The 21,222-nt window shown below is 65.5% G+C and carries 20 protein-coding genes and 1 tRNA gene; 15 read left to right on the top strand and 6 right to left on the bottom strand.

Features of this window, described 5'->3' with window-relative positions; all coding sequences use genetic code 11:
- Position 1 precedes the first annotated feature (1 nt).
- Positions 2–916: an NAD kinase gene (locus H7F35_RS06250; protein ID WP_187112067.1), complete on the bottom strand. Its 915-nt coding sequence runs from the start codon at positions 914–916 to the stop codon at positions 2–4.
- Positions 917–944: 28 nt separating this feature from the next.
- On the opposite strand from H7F35_RS06250, the gene hrcA reads away from it, so the two are divergent.
- Both hrcA and H7F35_RS06240 read left to right on the top strand, forming a co-directional pair.
- Positions 945–1,952 carry a heat-inducible transcriptional repressor HrcA gene (hrcA, locus tag H7F35_RS06245; protein WP_187112066.1) on the top strand — a complete coding sequence of 336 codons (1,008 nt, stop codon included), beginning with the start codon at positions 945–947 and terminating at the stop codon, positions 1,950–1,952.
- A 40-nt stretch (positions 1,953–1,992) separates the two neighbouring features.
- A tRNA-Ile gene (locus H7F35_RS06240) sits at positions 1,993–2,069 on the top strand.
- A 118-nt stretch (positions 2,070–2,187) separates the two neighbouring features.
- Here the strand turns inward: H7F35_RS06240 and H7F35_RS06235 are convergent.
- On the bottom strand, positions 2,188–3,123 hold the full coding sequence (locus H7F35_RS06235) for an EamA family transporter (RefSeq protein ID WP_261803540.1): 936 nt from the start codon (positions 3,121–3,123) through the stop codon (positions 2,188–2,190).
- A gap of 67 nt (positions 3,124–3,190) precedes the next feature.
- Between H7F35_RS06235 and H7F35_RS06230 the strand changes: the two genes are divergently transcribed.
- From H7F35_RS06230 to H7F35_RS06210, 5 genes are all read left to right on the top strand, one after another.
- A complete protein-coding gene (locus tag H7F35_RS06230) occupies positions 3,191–3,967 on the top strand; it encodes an AraC family transcriptional regulator (protein WP_187112065.1) in 777 nt (258 codons plus the stop codon).
- A gap of 178 nt (positions 3,968–4,145) precedes the next feature.
- Positions 4,146–5,945 (top strand): FAD-dependent oxidoreductase, encoded by a 1,800-nt coding sequence (locus H7F35_RS06225; RefSeq protein WP_187112064.1) that lies wholly within the window; start codon positions 4,146–4,148, stop codon positions 5,943–5,945.
- Complete coding sequence (locus H7F35_RS06220) at positions 5,942–7,795, top strand: 2-oxoacid:acceptor oxidoreductase subunit alpha (protein WP_187112063.1); 1,854 nt, start codon at positions 5,942–5,944, stop codon at positions 7,793–7,795. The genes H7F35_RS06225 and H7F35_RS06220 overlap by 4 nt, the downstream gene beginning before the upstream one ends.
- Positions 7,792–8,847 (top strand): 2-oxoacid:ferredoxin oxidoreductase subunit beta, encoded by a 1,056-nt coding sequence (locus H7F35_RS06215; protein WP_187112062.1) that lies wholly within the window; start codon positions 7,792–7,794, stop codon positions 8,845–8,847. The genes H7F35_RS06220 and H7F35_RS06215 overlap by 4 nt, the downstream gene beginning before the upstream one ends.
- 44 nt (positions 8,848–8,891) lie before the next feature.
- Entirely contained in the window at positions 8,892–9,329 is a 438-nt protein-coding gene (locus tag H7F35_RS06210; protein WP_187112061.1) for a CBS domain-containing protein, read from the top strand.
- Positions 9,330–9,342: 13 nt separating this feature from the next.
- Here H7F35_RS06210 and H7F35_RS06205 read toward each other — a convergent pair whose 3' ends face one another.
- Positions 9,343–10,269: a LysR family transcriptional regulator gene (locus H7F35_RS06205; RefSeq protein ID WP_187112060.1), complete on the bottom strand. Its 927-nt coding sequence runs from the start codon at positions 10,267–10,269 to the stop codon at positions 9,343–9,345.
- A gap of 147 nt (positions 10,270–10,416) precedes the next feature.
- Here H7F35_RS06205 and H7F35_RS06200 point away from each other — a divergent pair, with 147 nt between their 5' ends.
- From H7F35_RS06200 to H7F35_RS06190, 3 genes are all read left to right on the top strand, one after another.
- Entirely contained in the window at positions 10,417–10,806 is a 390-nt protein-coding gene (locus tag H7F35_RS06200) for a RidA family protein (RefSeq protein ID WP_187112059.1), read from the top strand.
- A gap of 109 nt (positions 10,807–10,915) precedes the next feature.
- Entirely contained in the window at positions 10,916–11,296 is a 381-nt protein-coding gene (locus tag H7F35_RS06195; RefSeq protein ID WP_187112058.1) for a hypothetical protein, read from the top strand.
- A 193-nt stretch (positions 11,297–11,489) separates the two neighbouring features.
- Positions 11,490–12,725: an MFS transporter gene (locus tag H7F35_RS06190; RefSeq protein WP_187112057.1), complete on the top strand. Its 1,236-nt coding sequence runs from the start codon at positions 11,490–11,492 to the stop codon at positions 12,723–12,725.
- Positions 12,726–12,729: 4 nt separating this feature from the next.
- On the opposite strand, the gene H7F35_RS34590 is transcribed toward H7F35_RS06190, so the two are convergent.
- The gene (locus tag H7F35_RS34590; protein WP_222622009.1) at positions 12,730–13,650 is read right to left on the bottom strand and encodes a LysR substrate-binding domain-containing protein; all 921 of its coding nucleotides are present in this window, start codon (positions 13,648–13,650) and stop codon (positions 12,730–12,732) included.
- 108 nt (positions 13,651–13,758) lie between these two features.
- Between H7F35_RS34590 and H7F35_RS06180 the strand changes: the two genes are divergently transcribed.
- Genes H7F35_RS06180 through H7F35_RS06165 form a run of 4 tightly spaced genes read left to right on the top strand, consistent with a single transcriptional unit; the run spans position 13,759 to position 17,783 of the window.
- A complete protein-coding gene (locus tag H7F35_RS06180) occupies positions 13,759–14,580 on the top strand; it encodes an HpcH/HpaI aldolase family protein (RefSeq protein WP_187112056.1) in 822 nt (273 codons plus the stop codon).
- On the top strand, positions 14,577–15,473 hold the full coding sequence (locus tag H7F35_RS06175) for an amidohydrolase family protein (protein WP_222622008.1): 897 nt from the start codon (positions 14,577–14,579) through the stop codon (positions 15,471–15,473). The genes H7F35_RS06180 and H7F35_RS06175 overlap by 4 nt, the downstream gene beginning before the upstream one ends.
- Positions 15,474–15,504: 31 nt before the next feature.
- The gene (locus H7F35_RS06170) at positions 15,505–16,599 is read left to right on the top strand and encodes a hypothetical protein (protein WP_222622007.1); all 1,095 of its coding nucleotides are present in this window, start codon (positions 15,505–15,507) and stop codon (positions 16,597–16,599) included.
- Positions 16,596–17,783, top strand: coding sequence for a DUF5624 domain-containing protein (locus H7F35_RS06165; protein ID WP_187112054.1), 1,188 nt, complete (start codon positions 16,596–16,598; stop codon positions 17,781–17,783). Before H7F35_RS06170 ends, H7F35_RS06165 begins: the two co-directional genes overlap by 4 nt.
- Before the next feature lie 45 nt (positions 17,784–17,828).
- Here H7F35_RS06165 and H7F35_RS06160 read toward each other — a convergent pair whose 3' ends face one another.
- The gene (locus H7F35_RS06160) at positions 17,829–18,848 is read right to left on the bottom strand and encodes a porin (protein WP_187112053.1); all 1,020 of its coding nucleotides are present in this window, start codon (positions 18,846–18,848) and stop codon (positions 17,829–17,831) included.
- Positions 18,849–19,010: 162 nt separating this feature from the next.
- Positions 19,011–19,982 carry a Bug family tripartite tricarboxylate transporter substrate binding protein gene (locus tag H7F35_RS06155; protein WP_261803539.1) on the bottom strand — a complete coding sequence of 324 codons (972 nt, stop codon included), beginning with the start codon at positions 19,980–19,982 and terminating at the stop codon, positions 19,011–19,013.
- Positions 19,983–20,227: 245 nt separating this feature from the next.
- Here H7F35_RS06155 and H7F35_RS06150 point away from each other — a divergent pair, with 245 nt between their 5' ends.
- Positions 20,228–21,118, top strand: a complete 891-nt coding sequence (locus tag H7F35_RS06150) for a LysR family transcriptional regulator (RefSeq protein WP_187112052.1) — start codon at positions 20,228–20,230, stop codon at positions 21,116–21,118.
- Positions 21,119–21,222 lie beyond the last annotated feature (104 nt).

Below are 21,222 nucleotides of genomic sequence, written 5' to 3'. Positions count from 1 at the left end.
GTCAGGAGCCCCCTTCGTTCCAATGAAGTTTCTTGCGCAGCGTGTCGAAATAGCTCCAGCCCCGGGGGTGCAGGAAGCGCACCCGGAAGTCGGAGCGGCGCACCACCACGCGATCGCCGATCGCGAGGGAGGCCAGTGACTGCATGTCGAAATTGGCGCTGGCGTCGCGCCCGCCCACCAGCTCGATCACGATCTCGTCGGCATCGGGCAGCAGCACGGGGCGGTTCGACAGCGTGTGTGGCGCGATCGGCACCAGCACCCAGCCGGGCACCGCCGGATGAAGCAAAGGACCGCCGGCAGACAGCGCATAAGCGGTCGAGCCCGTGGGCGTGGCGATGATCAGGCCATCGGCGCGCTGGTTGGCCACGAAATGGCGGCCCACCGACACGCGCAACTCGACCATGCCGGAGGTGGCGCCGCGATTGACCACCACGTCGTTCATGGCGAGCGTGTCGAACACCGACACGCCGTCGCGCATGACCTGGGCGTGCATCAGGCTGCGGTGGTCTTCCTCGTACTCGCCGGCCAGCATCGGGATGAGCGTGGCCTGGTAGTTGTCGAGCGGAATGTCTGTGATGAAGCCGAGCCGGCCGCGGTTGATGCCGATCAGCGGAATGCCGTAGCTGGCGAGTTGCCGGCCGATGCCCAGCATGGTGCCGTCGCCGCCGACCACCAGGCCGAGGTCGCAGCGCTGGCCGATCTCTTCGACCGACAGGGCTTCGTAGCGCGGATGGGCCGGTGCGCCGTCATCGGCTTCTTCCTCGCAGGTCGAGCGCTCGACAAACACCTTGCAACCCTGCGATTCCAGGAAGGTGCCGATGCTCTCCATCACGCCGTCGCGTGCATCCGCTTGCGCGCGGGCGCCGGATGCCTGGTATTTGCCGATCAGGGCGACGTGACGAAAGCGAGAAGTCATTCACAAATTACAACACTAAAATCTTGCAATGCTGGACGACCGTGCCAAGTTGCTGCTCAAGACGCTCGTCGAGCGCTACATCGCCGACGGGCAACCCGTCGGGTCACGCACGCTATCGCGTTCCTCGGGGCTGGACCTGTCGCCCGCGACCATCCGCAACGTCATGTCGGACCTGGAGGCATTGGGGCTGATTGCCAGTCCGCACACCTCGGCGGGCCGCGTACCAACCCATCGCGGCTACCGCCTCTTCGTCGACACCATGTTGACGGCCCAGCGCGAGCAGATGAGCACGCCGAGCCTCGCACCCGACCAGCCGCAGAAGGTGATTGCCAACGCGGCCCATCTGCTGTCGAACTTGTCGCAGTTCGTGGGTGTGGTGATGGCGCCTCGGCGCGCGTCGGTGTTCAAGCAGATCGAGTTCCTGCGGCTGTCCGAAAACCGGCTGCTGGTGATCATCGTGTCGCCCGATGGTGACGTGCAGAACCGGGTGATCTTCCCGGAGGCCGACTATTCGCAGTCGCAACTGGTCGAGGCCTCGAACTACATCAACGCGCACTACGCGGGCCTGACGATCGAGCAGGTTCGCGACCGTTTGCAGTCCGAGGTCGAGAAGCTGCGCGGCGAGATCGCAGCACTGATGCAGGCGGCGGTGCAGGTCAGCTCCGAGGTATTGACCGAGGCACAGGAAGACGAGGTCGTGATCTCCGGCGAGCGCAACCTGCTCGCGGTGAGCGATTTCTCCAGCGACATGGGGCAACTGCGCCGCGCCTTCGAGCTCTTCGAACAGAAGGCGCAGCTCATGCGGCTGCTCGATGTGTCGAGCAAGGCCGAAGGCGTGCGCATCTTCATCGGCGGCGAGAGCCAGGTGGTCCCGTTCGAGGAACTCTCCATCGTCAGTGCCAACTACGAGGTCGATGGGCAGGTGGTCGGCACACTGGGCGTGATCGGGCCGACGCGCATGCCTTACGAACGCATGATCCAGATCGTCGACATCACATCGCGGCTGATCGGCAATGCGTTGAGCCACCGCAAGTGAGCGGGTGGGTGGCGCGGCACGAATAGAATCGTGCCCGCGTGGGCCGTTAGCTCAGTTGGTTAGAGCAGTGGACTCATAATCCATTGGTCGATGGTTCAAGCCCATCACGGCCTACCACCACGCTTTCCCCCTGAAAGTACCTCGAAAGAGCAGCCATCACGCGGCTTTCTTCGTGGATCATCTTTGGACGCCGCAGCCGATGCTGGCCTGCACTTCGTCCATCACAAGCCGCCGCTCATGCGCGCTGCCCCGTCCTGCTGGCCAGAACCGACGGCCCCTTCACCAGTCCGACCGCCAGCGCGGACAGGATCAGCGCAATCGACGTCCACTCGGAACCACTTGGCTGCTGTCCAAAGATAAGGATGGAGCCAGCGATGCCGAACACCGGAATCAGAAGGGAAAGCGGTGCCACGCGCGAAACCGGGTATTCGCGCAGCAGCAGGTTCCATCCCCAATAGCAGAAGTGGGTGGCGCCATAGACCTGGAACAGCAGCGAAAACACCGCCACACCGTCGACATGCTCGAGCAGTGTGAGGTAGGGCGCCGATCCGTGGAACAGCCAGGTCAGCAGGAACAGAGGTATCGGCGGGAACAGGCTGGCCCAGACCACGAAGGCGAAGATCTCGCGCACTCTGGACACCTTGACGACGATGTTGCCGATGCTCCAGGCCACGGCGCTGACCATGACCAGGGAAAAGCCGAGCATGGTAGCCCCATCTGAACGGCCCGACAGAATGCCCACCAATCCAAGTGCTGCCAGCACGAGGCCGACAACCTGCGGCAGGCTCAGTCCTTCCTTGAACAGCAGCACCCCCCAGCCCAGAGTGAAGAAGGCGCTGAACTGGATCAGCAAGGCTGCGCTGCCCGGCGGCACACCCCACGCGATGCCCAGGTTGATCAAGGCCCACATCGCCACTCCGAAGATCAGCCCGTAGGCCGCCAGCCATCCGAAGGCGACCTGCGGGCGCCTGACGATGAACACCAAGGGCAAGGCGGCCAGCGTAAAGCGGATGGCGGTGAGCAGCAGTGGGTCGACTCTGGCCAAGCCAAGTTTGGTGATTGGAAAGTTGAATCCCCAGACGGCCGTCACGAGAATGGCCAGGAGCAGGTGTTTCTTTTGCATGGTCGGTATTTCCGCGTCAAGTGCGCCGGCGCGGAGGGCGTCGGCCAAGGTGACTGTGCTGAATTTCGGCTCGGCCCGCCTTCGATGGCGGGTCAACTGATGTCAAATATGGGCCATGCGAAAAACTGACGCCGATCCCCACGAAAAAACACCGCGCGATGCCGTGGTGGCAGCCCGTGATTACGCGGACGGCGAACTCTTTCCCTCGCACAGCCACCCGCGTGGACAGTTTGCGTACGCTGCCTGCGGGGTGATCACCGTGTTCACCGACCAAGGCAACTGGGTCGTCCCGGCGCAACGTGCCATCTGGGTGCCGGCTCGGCTGCCGCACGCGATGCAGATGCGCGGGGCGGTCACCATGCTCAACACCTATGTCCGCAGCAAGGCGGCACAACGCCTGGGGCTGCCGGACGACTGCCGGGTGCTCGACGTGTCGCCGCTGCTGCGTCAACTGCTGGAAAAAGCCGTCGATGTACCTGCGCTGTACAAGCTCGGCGGACGCGATGCGCATCTGATGGGCCTCTTGCTGCACGAGATCGCGGACATGCGGACACTGTCGCTCAATGCCCCGCTGCCCGCCGACCCGCGCCTTGCGCAAGCCTGTCGGGAGATGCTGATTCACCCCTCGCTGGAGATCGGCATCGACGACATGGCGGCACGCACGGGCATGAGCCGCCGCACATTCACCCGGCAGTTCCGGCAGCACACCGGCGTCAGCTACATCGAGTGGCGCCAGCAGGCCTGCCTGCTTGCCGCAGTGGTTCGCTTGGGCCATGGCGAGCCAGTCACGAGGGTGGCCGCAGACTTGGGCTACAGCAGCCCGAGCGCCTTTGCCACCGTGTTCCGGCACGCGCTGGGTGAGGCGCCCAGCCGGTACTTCGATAAAAAATAGTTCGCAGTGCGATGCGCCTCTCGCAGAGGTCGCACCTTCGTTTCCGGATCTCGCCCCGATGGTCCCGTCACCGCGGGATTCCACCAAGGCTGCGCGTGCACCAGTGCGGCGCATACTGGCGCCAAAGCCACATGTCGGGCCCCTCCGGGGTCCCGGGCGTTCGTCCAGGAGACACGCATTGCAGCGAACAAACATTGCAAATCCGGCCTACTTCCACAAGGTCGTCGATTGCCAGTACGCCTGTCCGGCGCACACGCCCGTTCCTGAATACATCCGCATGATCGCGCAGGGTCGCTACAGCGACGCCTACATGATCAACTGGGTCTCCAACGTCTTTCCCGGCATCCTGGGGCGCACTTGCGATCGGCCGTGCGAGCCGGCCTGCCGGCGCGGGCGGGTGGAGGAAAGCAACGCCAAGGATCCCGAGCCGGTGGCGATCTGTCGGCTCAAGCGCGTGGCGGCCGACATGAAAGACGATGTGCGTGCGCGCATGCCGAAGCTCGCACCGAAGAACGGCAAGCGTGTCGCCTGCATCGGCGCGGGGCCGGCCTCGCTCACCGTCGCGCGCGACCTGGCGCCGCTGGGCTATGAAGTGACGGTGTTCGATGGCGAGGCCAAGGCCGGCGGTTTCATCCGCACGCAGATCCCGCGCTTTCGCCTGCCCGAGTCGGTGATCGACGAGGAGACGGGCTACATCCTGGACCTGGGCGTCGAATTCCGCAGCAGCGAGCGCATCGATTCGATGAAGGCCTTGATGGCGCAGGATTGGGACGCAATCTTCGTCGGCTGCGGCGCGCCGCGCGGGCGTGACCTGGACATGCCCGGCCGGCAGGAAGCAGCGGCCAGCATCCACATCGGCATCGACTGGCTCAACTCCGTGTCTTTCGGCCACGTCAGCAGCATAGGCAAGCGGGTGATCGTGTTGGGCGGTGGCAACACGGCCATGGACTGCTGCCGGTCGGCCCGCCGGCTGGGCGGCACCGACGTGAAGGTCATCGTGCGCAGCGGCTTCGAGGAGATGAAGGCCTCGCCCTGGGAAAAGGAAGACGCCCAGCACGAAGGCATTCCGATCATCAACTTCCACGTTCCCAAGGCCTTCGTGCACGAAGAGGGCAGGTTGCTGGGCATGCGCTTCGAGATCGTCCGGGCCGCGTACGACGATCAGGGCCGCCGTTCGCTGGTGCCTACCGGTGAGCCGGACGCCTTCTTCGAATGCGACGAAGTGCTGGTGGCGGTGGGCCAGGAAAACGCCTTCCCCTGGATCGAGCGCGACTGCGGCATCGACTTCGACAAGTCGGGCCTGCCGATGCTGGACAAGAACACCTTCCAGTCCAGCGTGCCCAGCGTATTTTTCGGCGGCGATGCGGCCTTCGGCCCCAAGAACATCATCACCGCCGTGGCCCATGGCCACGAGGCGGCCGTGTCGATCGACAAGCTGCTCCACGCCGAGCCGGTCTACGTGCGCCCTGCGCCCATGACCAACCTGGTGTCGCAGAAGATGGGCATCCACGAGTGGAGCTACGACAACGACACCTCCAACGACCTGCGCTACAAGGTGCCCTGGGCCAAGGCCGAGACGGCGCTGGCCAGCATCCGTGTCGAGGTCGAGCTGGGCTTCGACGCCGCCACTGCCTTCAAGGAGGCTGAGCGCTGCCTGAACTGCGATGTGCAGACCGTGTTCACCGAGACCGCCTGCATCGAATGCGACGCCTGCGTGGACATCTGCCCGATGGACTGCATCAACTTCATCGACAACGGCGAAGAAGCTGAGCTGCGGCCCCGGCTCAAGGCGCCGGCGCTGAACCTGGCGCAAGACCTGTATGTGTCCGGTGGGCTCAAGACAGGCCGCGTCATGGTCAAGGACGAAGACGTCTGCCTGCACTGCGGCCTGTGCGCCGAGCGCTGCCCCACGGGGGCCTGGGACATGCAGAAGTTCCTGCTGAAGATGACGCCCGCGGGGCAGGGGGTGGCTGCATGAGCGCCATTCCACAGATCGAGGCGGTCAACGACTTCGTCATCAAGTTCGCCAACGTCAACGGCTCGGGTTCGGCCTCGGCCAACGAGCTGTTCGCCAAGGCCATCCTGCGCATGGGCGTGCCGGTGAGCCCACGCAACATCTTCCCCAGCAACATCCAGGGCCTGCCGACCTGGTACGAGGTGCGCGTGACCGAGCAGGGCCATCTGGGGCGGCGCGGAGGCACCGACATGATGGTGGCGATGAATCCGCAGACCTGGGACGCCGACCTGGCCGAGCTGGAGCCCGGCGGCTACCTCTTCTACGACAGCACGCGGCCACTGCCGCCGTCGAAATTTCGCAGCGACATCCGCGTGATCGGCATGCCGCTCACCGAAATCTGCAACGCCGTTTATCAAGACCCGCGCCAGCGCCAGCTCTTCAAGAACATCGTCTACGTGGGCGCCTTGGCCATCCTGCTCGGCATCGAGCCAGAGGTGGTCGAAAAGCTGTTCGGCGAGCAGTACAAGGGCAAGGAAAAGCTGTTGGCCTCCAACGTGCAGGCCCTGCACCTGGGCTGCGACTTCGCCAGGGAGAACCTGCGCGAACCCGTGGGCCTGCAGGTGCGGCGTGCCGACCGTGTAGGCAACCGCATCTTCGTGGATGGCAACAGCGCTGCAGCGCTGGGCTGCGTGTATGGCGGCGCCACGGTGGCGGCCTGGTATCCGATCACGCCGTCGTCCTCGGTCGCCGAGGCCTTCCAGAAGTACTGCACGAAATTCCGCGTGGACCCGTCCACCGGCCAGCACCGCTTCGCCATCGTGCAGGCGGAAGACGAACTCGCCTCGATCGGCATGGTGGTCGGCGCCGGATGGAACGGCGCACGCGCCTTCACTGCCACCTCGGGGCCGGGCATTTCGCTGATGACCGAGTTCATCGGGCTGGCCTACTTCGCCGAGATTCCCGTCACGCTCATCAACGTGCAGCGCGGCGGCCCTTCCACCGGCATGCCGACGCGAACCCAGCAGGCCGACATCCTGTGCTGCGCCTACGCCTCGCACGGCGACACCAAGCACGTGCTGCTGTTTCCCCAGGACCCGCACGAGTGCTTCGAGCATGCGGCGGCGGCGCTCGATCTGGCCGACCGGCTGCAGACGCCGGTGTTCCTGATGACGGACCTGGACATCGGCATGAACCAGCGCCTGTGCGAGCCCTTTGCCTGGGACGACAGCGCGGCCTACGACCGCGGCAAGGTGATGAGCGCCGAAGAGCTGGAGGCGGGCCGCGACTTCGGCCGCTACAAGGACGTGGATGGCGACGGCATTCCCTGGCGCACGCTGCCGGGCACGCACCCGACCAAGGGCAGCTATTTCACCCGTGGCACGACGCGCGACGCCTACGCCCGGTATTCGGAGCGCGGGCCGGACTACATCTACAACATGGAACGGCTGCTGAAGAAGTTCGCGACCGCGGCCACGCTGGTGCCGCAGCCGGTGCTCCGGCCTGCCGCCGAGAAGACCGACCTGGGCGTGATCTATTTCGGATCGACCAGCCCGTCGATGCATGAGGCGCTGGAAACGCTGGAAGAGCAGGGCATTCATCTGGACGCGCTGCGGCTGCGCGCCTTTCCCTTTCCGGACAGCGTGGTGCAGTTCCTGGCGCAACACAGGCAGGTGTTCGTGGTCGAGCAGAACCGCGACGCGCAGATGCGCAGCCTGCTAATCAACGAACTGGACGCCGATCCCGCCCGGCTGATCCGGGTGCTGCATTTCGATGGCACGCCGATTACCGCGCGCTTCATCGTTCAGGCCATCAGCACGCATGTGCAGCAGACGCAGGCGTTACGCGCCGCCGGTACCAAGGAATCTGCATGACCTACCTTGCCAAGCCCCGGCTGCGCCATCCGACGCTGGCCACCAACAAGGTCGGCTACACGCGGCGCGACTACGAGGGCAAGATTTCCACGCTGTGCGCCGGTTGCGGCCACGACTCGATCTCCGCCGCCATCATCGAGGCCTGCTGGGAACTGGACATCGAGCCGCACCGCGTGGCCAAGCTCTCGGGCATCGGCTGCAGCTCCAAGACGCCGGACTATTTTCTGGGTGCATCGCACGGCTTCAACACGGTGCACGGCCGCATGCCCAGTGTGCTGACCGGCGCCAACCTGGCCAACCGCGACCTGCTCTACCTGGGCGTGTCGGGTGACGGGGATTCCGCTTCCATCGGCCTGGGCCAGTTCGCGCACGCCATGCGGCGCGGTGTGCGAATGGCCTACATCGTGGAGAACAACGGGGTCTACGGCCTCACCAAGGGCCAGTTCTCGGCCACAGCCGACCAGGGCTCCAAAAGCAAGAAGGGCGTGGTCAACACCGACAACCCGCTGGATCTGGTGGCCATGGCGTTGCAGTTGGGCGCCAGCTACGTGGGGCGCGGCTTCTCGGGCAACAAGGAGCAGTTGGTGCCGCTGATCAAGGGTGCGATCAGCCACGGCGGCTCCGCCTTCATCGATGTGATCAGCCCCTGCGTGGCCTTCAACAACCACCCGGGCAGCACCAAGAGCTACGACTACGTGCGCGAGCACAACGAGGCGGTGAGCCGCATCGACTTCATCAGCGGGCGGGAGGAAATCACCGTCGACCTGGGGCCGGGCGAAGTGATGGACGTTCGCCAGCACGACGGCACGGTGCTGCGCCTGCGCAGCCTGCACCCCGACTACAACCCGGGAGACCGCTACGCCGCCATGGCCTACATGCAGCGGCACCACGAGATGGGCGAGGTGGTGACGGGCCTGCTCTACGTCGATCCGCTGGCCACCGACCTGCACACGGCGCTCAACACCAGCGACCGGCCGCTCAACGCGCTGGGGCCGGCCCAGCTCTGCCCTGGTGCCCAGGCGCTGGAGCGGCTCAACAACTCCTTGCGCTGAGCAAAAGCCAGGCGCACCATCACGACTCCTTCGGAGGGCGCACCATGGCCGAGCGCACCGTTTTCCAGTCCATCTCGCGCACGCACGTCGTCAGCCTGGGCCCGCAGGCCAGCGTGCGCGACGCAGCCTGCGTGATGACACGCGCCAATTGCGGCAGCGTGCTCGTCATGGAGCTGCCGGACACCCTGCTGGGCATCCTGACCGAGCGCGACCTGATGACCCGCGTGCTGGCCAAGGGGCTCGACCCCGATCGCACGGTCGTGCGCGAAGTCATGACGCCGAACCCGATCTGCATACCGCCGGAGACGCTGGTGTCCGACGCTGTGGTGCTGATGCTCGAACGGGGGTTTCGCCATCTGCCGCTCGTGGCAGGGGCAAAGATCCTCGGCGTGTTCTCGGCGCGCGATGCGTTGCCGCGGGAGATCGGCGCCGCCCTCAGCCAGACCGAATTCAATGAACAGGTGAATGACGCTCTGGGTTAGCGCTTCGCAAAAGTCACGCATCAGGTCGGACGATGACAGGCGCATGCAGTGCCATCAGTTCGACGACCCAATCGATGAACACGCGCAGCTTGGCGCTGACATGCCGGTTCGGCGGAAACGCCACGTACAGCGGCATCGGATCGAGGTGCCAGCCCTCGAACAGCGGCACCAGCTCGCCGCGCGCCCGATGCGGTTCGGACATGTAGTCCGGTAGCCAGAGGACCCCGAGACCGGCAAGACCGGCCGCGAGGTAGGCATTGCCGTCATCGACCGAGAACACGTGGCGCCCTTGCACTTCGATGCGCTCGGTGTCGCGGTGCATGGCGTACGGAAAGGCCTTGCCGGTGCGCGACCACAGGAAGCCTATGACGCGGTGATGCGTGTCTTCCAGCTCCCACGGGTGCGAGGGCGTGCCGGCGCGTTCGATGTAGCTGGGCGCCGCGTACACCCCAAGCTGCAGATCGCCCACGCGGCGTGCCATCAGCGATTGGTCGGTGAGTTCGCCGCCGCGCACGACGCAGTCCACGTTCTCGCCGATCACGTCCACCATGCGATCGCTCACGCCCATGTCGATCTGGATGTCGGGGTAGCGCGCGTGGAACGCCGGCAATGCCGGCACCAGGATCATGCGCGCCAGCGGGCTGGGCACGTCCACCCGCAGGCGACCCCGGGGCAGCGCCGACGCGCTGGACAGGCTGGTCTCCGCATCGTCCATGTCGGCCAGCAGGCGCACCACGCGCTCGTAGTAGGCCGCGCCGTCGGCCGTGACGTTGACCTTGCGCGTGGTGCGGTTGAGCAGCTTCACGCGCAGCCGTGCTTCGAGCTGCTGCACCAGTTGCGTCACGCTGGTCTTGCTCATGTGCAGCGTCTCGGCCGCCCTGGTGAAGCTGCCTGCTTCCACCACGCGGGCGAACGCCTGCATCGCGTCGAAACGGTCCATGTCTGCTCCTGCTGGCTCGATGATTGTTTGGGTTCTGCAAACAGTGATTGTTGGCTTTGCCCGTTTATCTGGCGGGCGCGGATCCCTAAAGTCCCTTCATCGTTATCACCGGGGCCGGCTTCGACCCCTTCAAGAAGAAGGCAATCCATGACCAAGCGCGACGTCGTTTTTCCGCCAGGGCGCCAGGCGCTTTATGAAAAAAATCGTTATTCGCCGGCGATCCGCTCCAACGGCTTCCTGTTCGTCTCGGGCCAGGTCGGCAGCCGCGAGGACGGATCGCCCGAGCCCGATCTGCAGGCGCAGGTACGGCTCGCGTTCGACAACCTGAATGCGATCCTGAAGGCGGCAAGCTGCACGTTCGACGACGTGGTCGATGTCACCGTCTTCATGGTGAATCCCGAAGCGCAGTTCGAGAAGATCTGGGAGGTGGTGCCGGAGTATTGGGGCAGCGCACCCCACCCGACGCTGACCGCCGTTGGCGTGACGTGGCTCTATGGCTTCCAGTTCGAGATCAAGGTGATTGCGAAGCTTCCGTAGATCATCGGGCGTCGCGTACGCAGATACCGAGTGAGGGGCCGATAGACTTGGCCGCGGCCGCTACAGCAGTTGCCGTAACTTTCCTGTCAGCCTCCGGCGCCCTTCTCACATGGATTACCTGGCCGAACTTCGACATCGGGGATTTTCTCAAGCGGACGATGGCCGCGATCCCGAAGGTCGCGTGCAATTCGACAGCGACCTGTACGCAGGAACATCCAGCGAACTCACAGTGCAGGTGTATGCAGCCGATCTGCAGGCACTTCAGCGCGAGATCATGCCAACGCTGGAGGCCGTGCTGCCGATGATCGACAACATGGTCGATGCACTCGGGGAGATGGATGCCGATCTGGCGCAGATCATTCTTTTTCGCGAACGGCTCGGTCTTCATTTCTGGTCTCGCGGCATCAACAACGAATTCACGGCGGTCTATGTGCGCAACGATGCGCGCTGGATCTTCCAGGGATTCGGTGAGATCTTTTCCGACGACTGATCGGAAAGGGGCCGCAGTTGCATGGCTGATAGAGGCAAGCCTGCGGTCATCATCTTGCGCATCACCCATGGGCCGCAAGGCGCGCAGATTTTGAAGAATGAAAATATCGAAAAGATATCGAAATTCATTCGAAAGCGGTATTTGTGAATATCGTTGACGGCTCCTAGCATCGCTCCGATTCAGGAGACAAAAAATGCTATCGCTCTCAATGGACGAGGCGAAGAGCCCGCCCCGCGCATCCTCGCGCACCGCGCGCTTTGCGCTCATGGTTTGCTTCCTGGTCGCACTGATCGACGGCTACGACACGTTGATGCTGTCCTTCGTCGCACCACTGATCTCGAAGGAGTGGGGCATGCCGCCGGGCGCTTTCGGCAAGGTCTTCGCGGTGAGTTTCGCGGGTGCGGTGGTCGGTGCCATCGCGCTGGGTGCGGCGGCTGACCGCTTCGGCCGCCGCAAGCTGCTGCTGGCATCGCTCTTCTCGGCCGGCTGCTTCATCGTGCTGAGCGCGTGGTCGACCACGCCCGAGCAACTGATGCTGTGGCGCTTTCTCTCGGGCATCGGCCTGGGCGGTGCGATACCCACCATTTCTGCGCTGGCGGCCGAGCATGCGCAGCCCGCGCACCGCAGCGCGACCGTGTCGCGCATGTTCCTGGGCTTTCCCATAGGCGCCGTGGCCGGCGGCGCCATCACCGCAGCGTTGATGCAGCAGGTGGGCTGGCGCGGCATCTTCATCGGCGGTGGCGTGCTCGCACTGGCGCTGCTGCCGCTGGTGTTCGCGGTGTCCGAGCCCGAGCGCAACCCGTCGCGCGCCGACACGCCGGCGGCCCGTGCCAAACACCCGATTGCCGAGCTGGTGTCCGATGGCCGAGGCCTGGGCACGGCGCTGATCAGTCTCGCTGCCTTCATGATTCTGTTGGTCAGCTACTTCCTGCTGAGCTGGACGCCCAGCGTGCTCTCGATGATCGGCATGAGCGCCCAACGCTCGGCGCTGGCCGGCGTGATGCTCAACGTGGGCGGTGTGGTGGGCGCGTTCGCGATGTCCTTCGTGGTGGCACGCCGCAGCCCCCTCGGTCCGGTGGCGATCTGCCTCGGCCTGGGTGCGCTGCTGGTTCCCTTCTTCGGCTTCCATCTGGTCGGCAGCGAGGTCGCGGCCTTCTGCCTGGTGTTCGTCATCGGCCTGCTGATCATCGGCGGGCAGATGAACATTCCCGCGCTGTGCGTGCACTACTACCCGGCGAACGTGCGCGCGACCGGCGTGGGGTTGTCGATGTCGATCGGCCGCATCGGCTCCATCGTCGGGCCGTTGTTGGGTGGCTTCCTCGTGGGCGCGCAACTGCCGTGGAGCCAGTTGTTCCTGCTGGCGGCCGTGCCGGCACTTCTGGCGGCAGCGGCGCTGGGCTGGATCGCACACCGCACCCGGCGCGCCTGACCCGTCAGGGTTTCTTGCGGCCTGCAGCCGTGTGGGCCGTCGGTGTGGTGCGCAGCAATCGCAACAGGCTGTCCAGGTGCGGGTTGGCATCGGCATCGCGGTAGCCCAGGTAGAGGCTCGATACCGCGTCCTTGTCGAGGATGCGGCTGTACAGCACGCCTTCGAGCTGGATGCACTGCGTGTCGCTCGGCACGATCGCCACGCCGAAGCCTGCGGCCACCAGCCCGATCATGGTCGAGGCTTCGCGTGTCTCGTGCATCACCGCGGGCCGAAAGCCCGCTTTGGCGCACAGCTCCTGCACCTTCCAGTAGAGCCCGATGCCGGCGTCGCGCGGATAGACGATCAGCGGCACGTCCTTCAGCTCGCGCACGTGGATGCCCTTGCCGCGCGTGAGCACGTGCTGCTGCGGCATGGCTGCGACCAGCGGCGCCGAATACCACTCCTCGATGGTCACGCCCATCGGAATGCTCACGTTCGGCTTGCGCAAAACGCCCAGGTCGAGCTCGCGCGCGTGGATGGCGTCGAGCTGGTGCATCGAGGCCATTTCCTGCAGGCGAAGTTCGACGGCAGGGTAGTTCGCTCGGTAGTTGCGAATGGCGGCCGGCAGCCCCGCGGTGAGCACCGACGACGCGGTGAAGCCCACGTTGAGCTTTCCCACCTCGCCGGCGGCGGCGCTCTGGACTTCGTCCTTTGCGCTTTGCACCGACGCGAGGATGGTGCGTGCCCGGTCCAGGAAGTGCCGCCCCGCCTGCGTGAGGTACACGCGCCGCTTGTCGCGCTCGAAGAGCTGGACACCCAGCTCTTCTTCGAGACCGCGAATCTGCGTGCTCAGCGGTGGCTGCGCCATGTAGAGGCGTTCGGCCGCACGGGTGAAGTTGAGCTCTTCCGCCACGGCGACGAAGTAACGCAGGTGTCGAAGTTCCACGATATCTCCAGAGTATCGAACGCCATCCGAATCCGGTATTTCCAGATATGAGGGTCATTCTCTAGCATCTGTCCACACCTGTACAACAAGAGACAAAGGAAGACCCGCATGGCGCAAGACACGGCTTCGACCGCATCCACCAACCTCGTTGTGAGCCGCCTGCTGCAGCGCCTGCCGGTGGCCGCGCTCGGCATCCGCTGCTCGCGCACGCCGGACATCGCGCGCATCGCCAAGGCCAGCGGCCACCATGCGATCTGGGTGGACCTGGAGCACAGCAGCATCGCCATCGACGCGGCCGTGCAGATCTGCGCTGCCGCGCTCGACATCGGCCTCATGCCCTTCGTGCGCGTGCCCGAGCGCGAGTACGGCGTGATCGGCCGGCTGCTCGATGGCGGCGCGGGCGGCATCATCGCGCCGCGCATCGAGACCGTGGCGCAGGCCGAAGACCTGGTGGCGGCCTGCCGCTTTCCGCCGCTGGGCCATCGCTCGGCCATCGGCACGCTGCCGCATGTGGGCTATCGCAAGATGACCGCGCCGGACTTCAACGCGGCCATGAACCGGGCCACCGCCGTGAAGGTGCTGATTGAAAGCCCGCTCGGCATCGCCAACATCGAAGGCATCGCCGCCGTGCCGGGCATCGACATCGTGGGCATCGGCACCAACGACCTCAGCGCCGAGCTGGGCGTGGCCGGCGACTTCAGGCACGCGCGGGTGCGCGCGGCGCACGACGCCGCGCTGGCCGCCTGCCTGCGCGTGGGCAAGCCACTCGCCATCGGCGGCATTGCCGACGCGGCTTATTCAGCCGAACTGATGCACCGCGGCGCAGCACCTTTCCTCATGACCGGCATCGACACCGACCTTCTGCTGGCCGCCGCGCACGAACGCGTGCGGCTGGCGCTTGCCTCCCTCGAAAGCACCGAACCGAAATGACTTCCCCAGAAATCCTCACCTCCAAACCCATGCGCTCGGCCGACACGCTGGCGCGCCCCACCTTCGTCGTGCCTGCGGGCGCCTGCGATGCCCACGTGCACGTCTTCGAAAGCGAAGACCGCTACCCGCATGTGGACCACCCGCACTACACCCTGCCCGACGGTCCGCTTACCAAGCTCGAAGAAATGTGTGACTCGCTGGGCCTGGACCGCTACGTGATCGTGCAGCCCAGCTTCTACGGCACCGACAACCGCTGCATGCTGGGCGCGCTCGATATCGCCGGCGACCGTGCCCGGGGCGTGGCGATGGTGGACGACAGCATCACCGAGGCCGCGCTGCAGGCGATGCACCACCGCGGTGTGCGCGCGCTGCGGCTCGACCTGTTCCTGCGTTCGGGCCTGCCGACCGCCGAGCTGGTGCAGTACATCCAGCGCTGCGTGCGCACGACAAAAGCGCTCGGTTGGCATTTGCAGTTCTACACGCCGGGCTGGGTGGTACGCGACCTGATTCCTTACCTGGGCGACATCGAGGCCGACTTCGTCATCGATCACATGGGCTACATGCTCGAAAGCGACGGCCTCACGCGGCAGGACTTCGACCGGTTGCTGAAGGTGCTGGCCGACGGGCGCGGCTGGATGAAGCTCTCGGGCCCCTACCGCGTGGCCAAGGATGGCAACTACGAGAAGCTGCGCCCGCTCGCGCATGCGATTGTCGAAGCGCTGCCCGGACGCACCATCTGGGGCAGCGACTGGCCGCACATTCCCGAGGGCGGGCGCGACACCGGCGAGCTGCTGAACCTGCTCGCGCACTGGGTGCCCGACGCGCAGGCCCGCCAGCGCATCCTCGTGGACAACCCCGCGCGGCTGTTCGGCTTTGCGCCGCTTTCGCAGTAAGGTGCGCATGCACGACACACGGGACACACCCATGAAGAGCATCCAGGACCTCGATACCTCCGGGGCGCGCGCCGCGGAAACATTCGTTCACGGCGGTACGCGCTACCTCGTGGTTCCCCAACTGGCCGTCGATGTGCCGGGCCAGCCCGCGATGATCACGGTGGGCGACAGCGACATCGATGCGCTCGTCTACTGCTGGCAGGGCGAAGGCTTCGTGCCCCACGCGCGCCTGCCCGTGCCGGGCGGCGAGGATGCCGAGTTCTTCGAGATCGATGGCCGCGCCTTCCTTGCCACCGCGAGCCTGAAGTCCGGCACCGGTCCCTACGACCTCAATGTGCACTCGACGATCTTCGAGCTGAAGGACGGCGCGTTCACCGAATTCCAACGCGTGCCGACCTTCGCGGCCAAGCAGTGGAAGCACTTCGCCATCGGCGAGCGGCATTTTCTGGCGCTCGCACAGGGCGTGACGATGGAGGGCAGCCAGCCCCGCCATCCCTCGAAGTCGATGCTCTGCGAATGGAACGGCGAGCGCTTCGTCGAGTTTCAGCAAGTCGAATCGGCGTGGGGCTACAACTTCGCGTTCTTCAGGATCGATGGGCAGTGCTTCCTGGCGTACGCCGACCATGTGGCGCCTTCGCGCATCCTGCGCTGGAACGGCGAGCGCTTCGAAGACTTCCAGTTGCTCGATGGCAAGACCGGCCGCGCCTTCCAGTTCTTCGAGGCCGAAGGCCAGGCGTGGCTGGCCTTTGCCTGCCTGCATGACAACACGGTGCTGCTGCGATGGGACGGGAACCGCTTCGTTGCGCACCAGACGCTCAGCGGCCCGGGCGGTCGCGAGTTCGTCTGGCACGAAGACGCGGACGGCGGCGAACTGATCCAGATCAACTTCCTGCTCGGCAGCCGCGAGGCACCCATCACGGCGCTGACCTCGGTGGGCTATCGTTTTGCCGACGGCAAGCTGGTGCCGCAGCGCGAGTTCCCGACCTTCGGCGGCACCGATGCCTGTGTCTTCGACGAAGGCGGCCAGCGCTACCTCGTGGTGGCCAATAGCCTTGGCGCCGACATCCGCTTTCGCACGCCCAGCAAGGTGTATCGCCTCGATGCGAAGACGGGAGGCAGGCCATGACGAACCCGAACTTTCAAAGCCCCGAGTTCATCCGCCTGTTCGAGACCTACACCGCGAGCGCCGACAGCATCGGTGCGAAGCTGACCCGTGCCACGGCCGAGGCGGCGCCCGATGGCGCGCTGATCGTTGCCACTGCGGCGGACTTCATCCTCTTTCCCGGCCGTGGGCGCCCGCCCGAGGTCGAGGGCTATCGGCTCACGACGCGCGGCTTCAAGGAGCTGGCGGCGGTGTCGCACTTCGGCCCCGCGCTCGCTTCGCTGGTGCGGCTGCGCGAGATCGATCCCGAAGGCATGTTGTGGCGCACCGAGGCCGAGCGCCTGCTGGCCGCGACCGTGGCCGCGCGCGAAGCCAACAGCGTCGCTCTCTGGCGCGATGAGATCGCGGTGCCGGCCTATCGCGGCCGCGAGGTGGCCATCGCGAACATGGTGCAGTACGCCTGCGAACTCACCGAGCGCTGCATCCGGCGCGCACTGGCCACGCCCGAGGCCTTCACTGCGGACGACCTGCGCACGCACTGCCTCGAAGCCACGGGCAGCGAGGCCGGTGCCACGGTACCGATGAACAAGGTGATGATCGCGACCTTCTTCCTTGTCGGGCTGGACACCGGGCACCGCGTCATCGGCTGGTTCGACCGCCACAACATCGATTGGTCCAATGCGATGGTGTTGATCGTCGGCAAGCAGGGCCGCCCCACGGCGGGGGTGACATGGAGCACCAACGCGGTGTGCTCGATGGTCCTGGCCTCGTCGCGCCATGCGCTCCCGTTGGAGCGCGTGTACATCGCGCCGCACGCGCCGGCACCGACCTTCTCGTACCCCGTCGACACGCAGGCCGTGGCGGCGCACGAGATGCCGATGCGCAAGCTCTGGTGGGCCACCCGGGCGATGAGCGATCTGGGGCCGCTGATGTACGAGGGCTACCCACGCTTCGCGCCCGGACGCGGCAGCCGGCCCGTGCTGCAGCCCGACACCACCGAGGTCAGCGAGATGCCCGCGATCGGCGGCCCCGACGACTGGCGGGCCCTCAATACCCGCATGCGCGTGATCCTCGAAGACCCGCGTCAACTGCTGGCCGGCTGCGTGACCGACTACGCGGCGGACCAACTGCAGGCCAACGGCAACGATCCGCGCAAGGCCGTCGTGCCCGGTCTCGACGGCACCGACTACCCCGTGTATTTCTCCTGAAAGCCGGGTGCGCGAGGCACCCGGCATCGCCGGGGCTTACGGGCCTCAGAAGTTGTGCGAGATCCCGATCTGGAGGCCGCGGGAGTTCGCTCCCGTCTGCGGGTCCGCCAGCGCGTCGGTCACCACATAGGCGGCGTTGCCCCGGTTGCGGATCTTCGACCAGGTGCCATAGATCGCGCTGCGCTTGCTGAGCCAATGGACATAGCCGATGGCCAACTGGGTGGCGTCGTCGGCGTCCACGCCGAGCCCTGAGCGGTTCGAGCGTGCGATCGACGCCTTGATGACACCTGCACCGATCGGCACGCTGACGCCCAGCATCAGGTTGGTCTGCTTGTCCTGCGGGGCCTTTTGCATCAGGTAGTTCGCGTACAGCTTGGCGGGGCCGAAGTCGTAGCTGCCGCCGAGGCTTGCGCTGCGGTAGTGCCGGTCTTCGACGGGCGTTTGGCCGTAGCTGGCTGCAATGTCGAGCGGGCCCGATGCATAGCCCAGGCGCGCGCCGTAGTACTTCGTTCCCTTCTGGCCTTCCGGCATGGCGACCATGAACTGGCCATAGACACCGCCCAGGTTGCGCGGCAGGAAATAGCCGACCGAGTTGTTGGCACGCACCAGCGTTCTGGCGCCACCAAGGCCGAAAGGCCAGCCCTCGACGATGTTGCTGGAGCCGCCGACTCCAACGGTGCCGAAAGGAGAGAACTGCGAGATGTTCCAGAAGCTCGGCGTGTAGTCGCGGCCCAGGCGAAGCTCGCCGAATGTGTTGTGCGAGAGGCTCACGGTGGAGCGCCGTTGCCACGGGATGCCCTGGTTTTCGCCGATGTCGGGCAGCGTCGCCGACTCGAGCCAGAAGCTGGCCGCAAGGCCGCCGCCAAGATCCTCGGTGCCCCGAAACCCGAGCCGGCTCGGGAAGATGTTGCCACCCTGGTCCATGGAGGTAACGGAGCGGTTGCCCGACTTCGCGGAGGTGACATTGAGGTCGACCGTGCCGAAGACGGACACGGTGGATTGCGCAAGCGCATGGCCGTGCAGGCCTATGCAGCCTGCGGCGATCAAAAGGGCGGGGCGGATCATGGTTCTTGTCTCCTGGTTGTAAAAATGGCGTGCGCCGTCCCGCGCCCTTGCTCTGTGCGGGGGCGAGGATGCGTGACGGCAATGGAATGCGTGGGGTGCGCCAAGGGCGCGCGGCTGTCTCAGGCGGCAGCGGGAAGGAGGTGGCGGGCGAGCGGCCCGCCGTCAGTCAAGGCGCAAGCCCTTGGCCTTGATCAGCCGGCCCATGGTCTGGGCCTCGCGTTCGATGATGGCGCGGGTGTCGGCGGAATTTGTCGACATCGGTTCCAGCCCGGCATCGGCAATCTGCCGCGCCATCTGCGGCGAACGCGTGGCCGTGGTGATCGCCTGGTTCAGGCGCTCGACGATGGCGTCGGGCGTGCGTGCGGGCACCCAGAAGCCGAGCCAGGTCGACACTTCGAAACCGGGATAGCGCTCGGCAATCGTCGGCACGTCGGGCAGTGCCGCGCTGCGCTGGCTGCCGGTATAGGCCAGGGCCTTCACCCGGCCTGCCTTGATGTTCGGCAAGGCCGAGATCGGGGGCTCGAAGCCCAGCATCACCTGTCCACCGATCACATCGGGCATGGCGCCCTGTTTGTAGGGAACGTGCAGCATCTCGATGGACGCAGCTTCCTGCAGCAGCTCGAAACCCAGGTGAGAGGTGCTGCCAGAGCCATAGGAGGCAAAGCTCACGTGACCCGGCTGGCGCTTGGCCAGTGCGACCAGCTCGTCCGTGTTGCGCACGGGCACCGCATTGTTTGCCACGATGAAGGAGCCGCCCTTGAGTGCCTGCGTCACCGGCACCAGGTCTTCCTTCGGGTTGTAGGGCAGCTTGGAGAGCAGGAACGGCGTCATGGTGAACGGATTGCTCGTCGAGAACAGCACGGTGTAGCCGTCGGGTGCCGCCTTGGCCACTGCGTCGGTGCCGATGGTCGCCAGCGCGCCCGGTCTGTTCTCCACGATCACGGGCACCTTCAGCAGCCGCGAGAGCTGCTCGGCATAGCTGCGCGCGAAGATGTCGGAGCCAACGCCGGCCGGCGTTGGCGTCACGATCTTGATGGGGCGCTGGGGCCAGGGCGTGCCTTGTGCAAATGCGGCGCCCATGCTGCATTCAAAGGCGGCGGCCCACACCAGCGCCAGAGTGGTGATCCTCTTCATATGTCTCGTCTCCTGATAGTTATGGATGCATCCTAGGGAGACGAGGTCATATCTGGAAATACTCATTCGAGATGTATTTCTATATCTTCTTCGTATTGTTGTATGGGTACGAGACGCTCGGTCGTTGCAGGCGTCGGTGTACGCTCGGTCGCTTCCTTGATTTCATCCTGCCAGCACCGCATCGCACGGCCGGCAGATTCATCATGAAGCCCGGCATGCGCCCGTCGTGCCATTGAACGCTCCGCATGAAACTCGACTCCACCACCGTCCAACTGGTCCTGTGCATCGCCGAGGAAGGCAGCATTTCGCGAGCGGCCGACAGGCTGAGCCTGGCCGTGGCTGCTGCGTCCAAGCGCGTGACCGATCTGGAACTGCAGCTGGGCACCAAGCTGTTCAAGCGCGTGCCCCATGGCGTGAAGATCACCGAGGCCGGCAGCCGGCTGATGGCACACATCCGGCAGATCGACAACCTCATCGGCCGTCTCGAAGGCGACGCGCAGGTGCTGGGCCACGGCCAGGACGGGCGCATCCTCATCGGCGCGCCGAAGGCGGCCATCATCCAGTTCCTCGCGAGGGACATCGCGCGGCTGCGCGATGCCTATCCGCAGATCACGCTGAAGGTCCTGGAGGAGAACAGCAAGATCGTGCAGCAGTTGCTGCGCGACAAGGTGATCGACGTCGGCATCTACGAGAAGAAGAGCGGGTTCCTGGACCTGGAGAAGTTCGACTACCGGCAGGACAGGCTGGTGCTCGTCTACAGCCGCCGGCATTTTCAGTTTGCGGGCGCGTCCGTTGGCATCGACGACTTTCTGGATCTGCCGGTCGTGAGTCTTGGCAAGGGCTCGGCGATCCTGTCTGCCTTGCAAGGGGCTTACCGCAGCCGCGGGCGATCGTTCCCGAACAACTTCTCGACCAGTGGTTTCGACACCATGCTGGCGCTGGTGCGCCATGGCCTGGGTGTGGGGCTGATGCCGCCGGACGTGCTGCGCAGCTTTCATCCCGAAGATGACCTGGGCTCTGCCGAGATCGACGGCGACTGGCACCGGCGCGCCTATGTGCTGTCCTGTGTCGAAGGCCATGCGCAGGCGCAGACCCTGCGCAACGTGGTGGCCCAACTGATCGGTACGAGCGTCTAGGAAGCGGTGCTCCTGCGGCTGCGGCTTCGCGGATCGCGAAGCCAGGCATGCACTTCACGTTCTTGCGACGTCTTGGGCGCTGCGGGAGAGTAGCGGCACTACTT

It is taken from the genome of Variovorax sp. PAMC26660, from assembly GCF_014302995.1.
Classification (GTDB): Bacteria; Pseudomonadota; Gammaproteobacteria; order Burkholderiales; family Burkholderiaceae_C; genus Variovorax.
The sequence above is the reverse complement of the archived record's forward strand: the minus strand, read 5'-3'. Positions and strand labels throughout refer to the sequence as shown.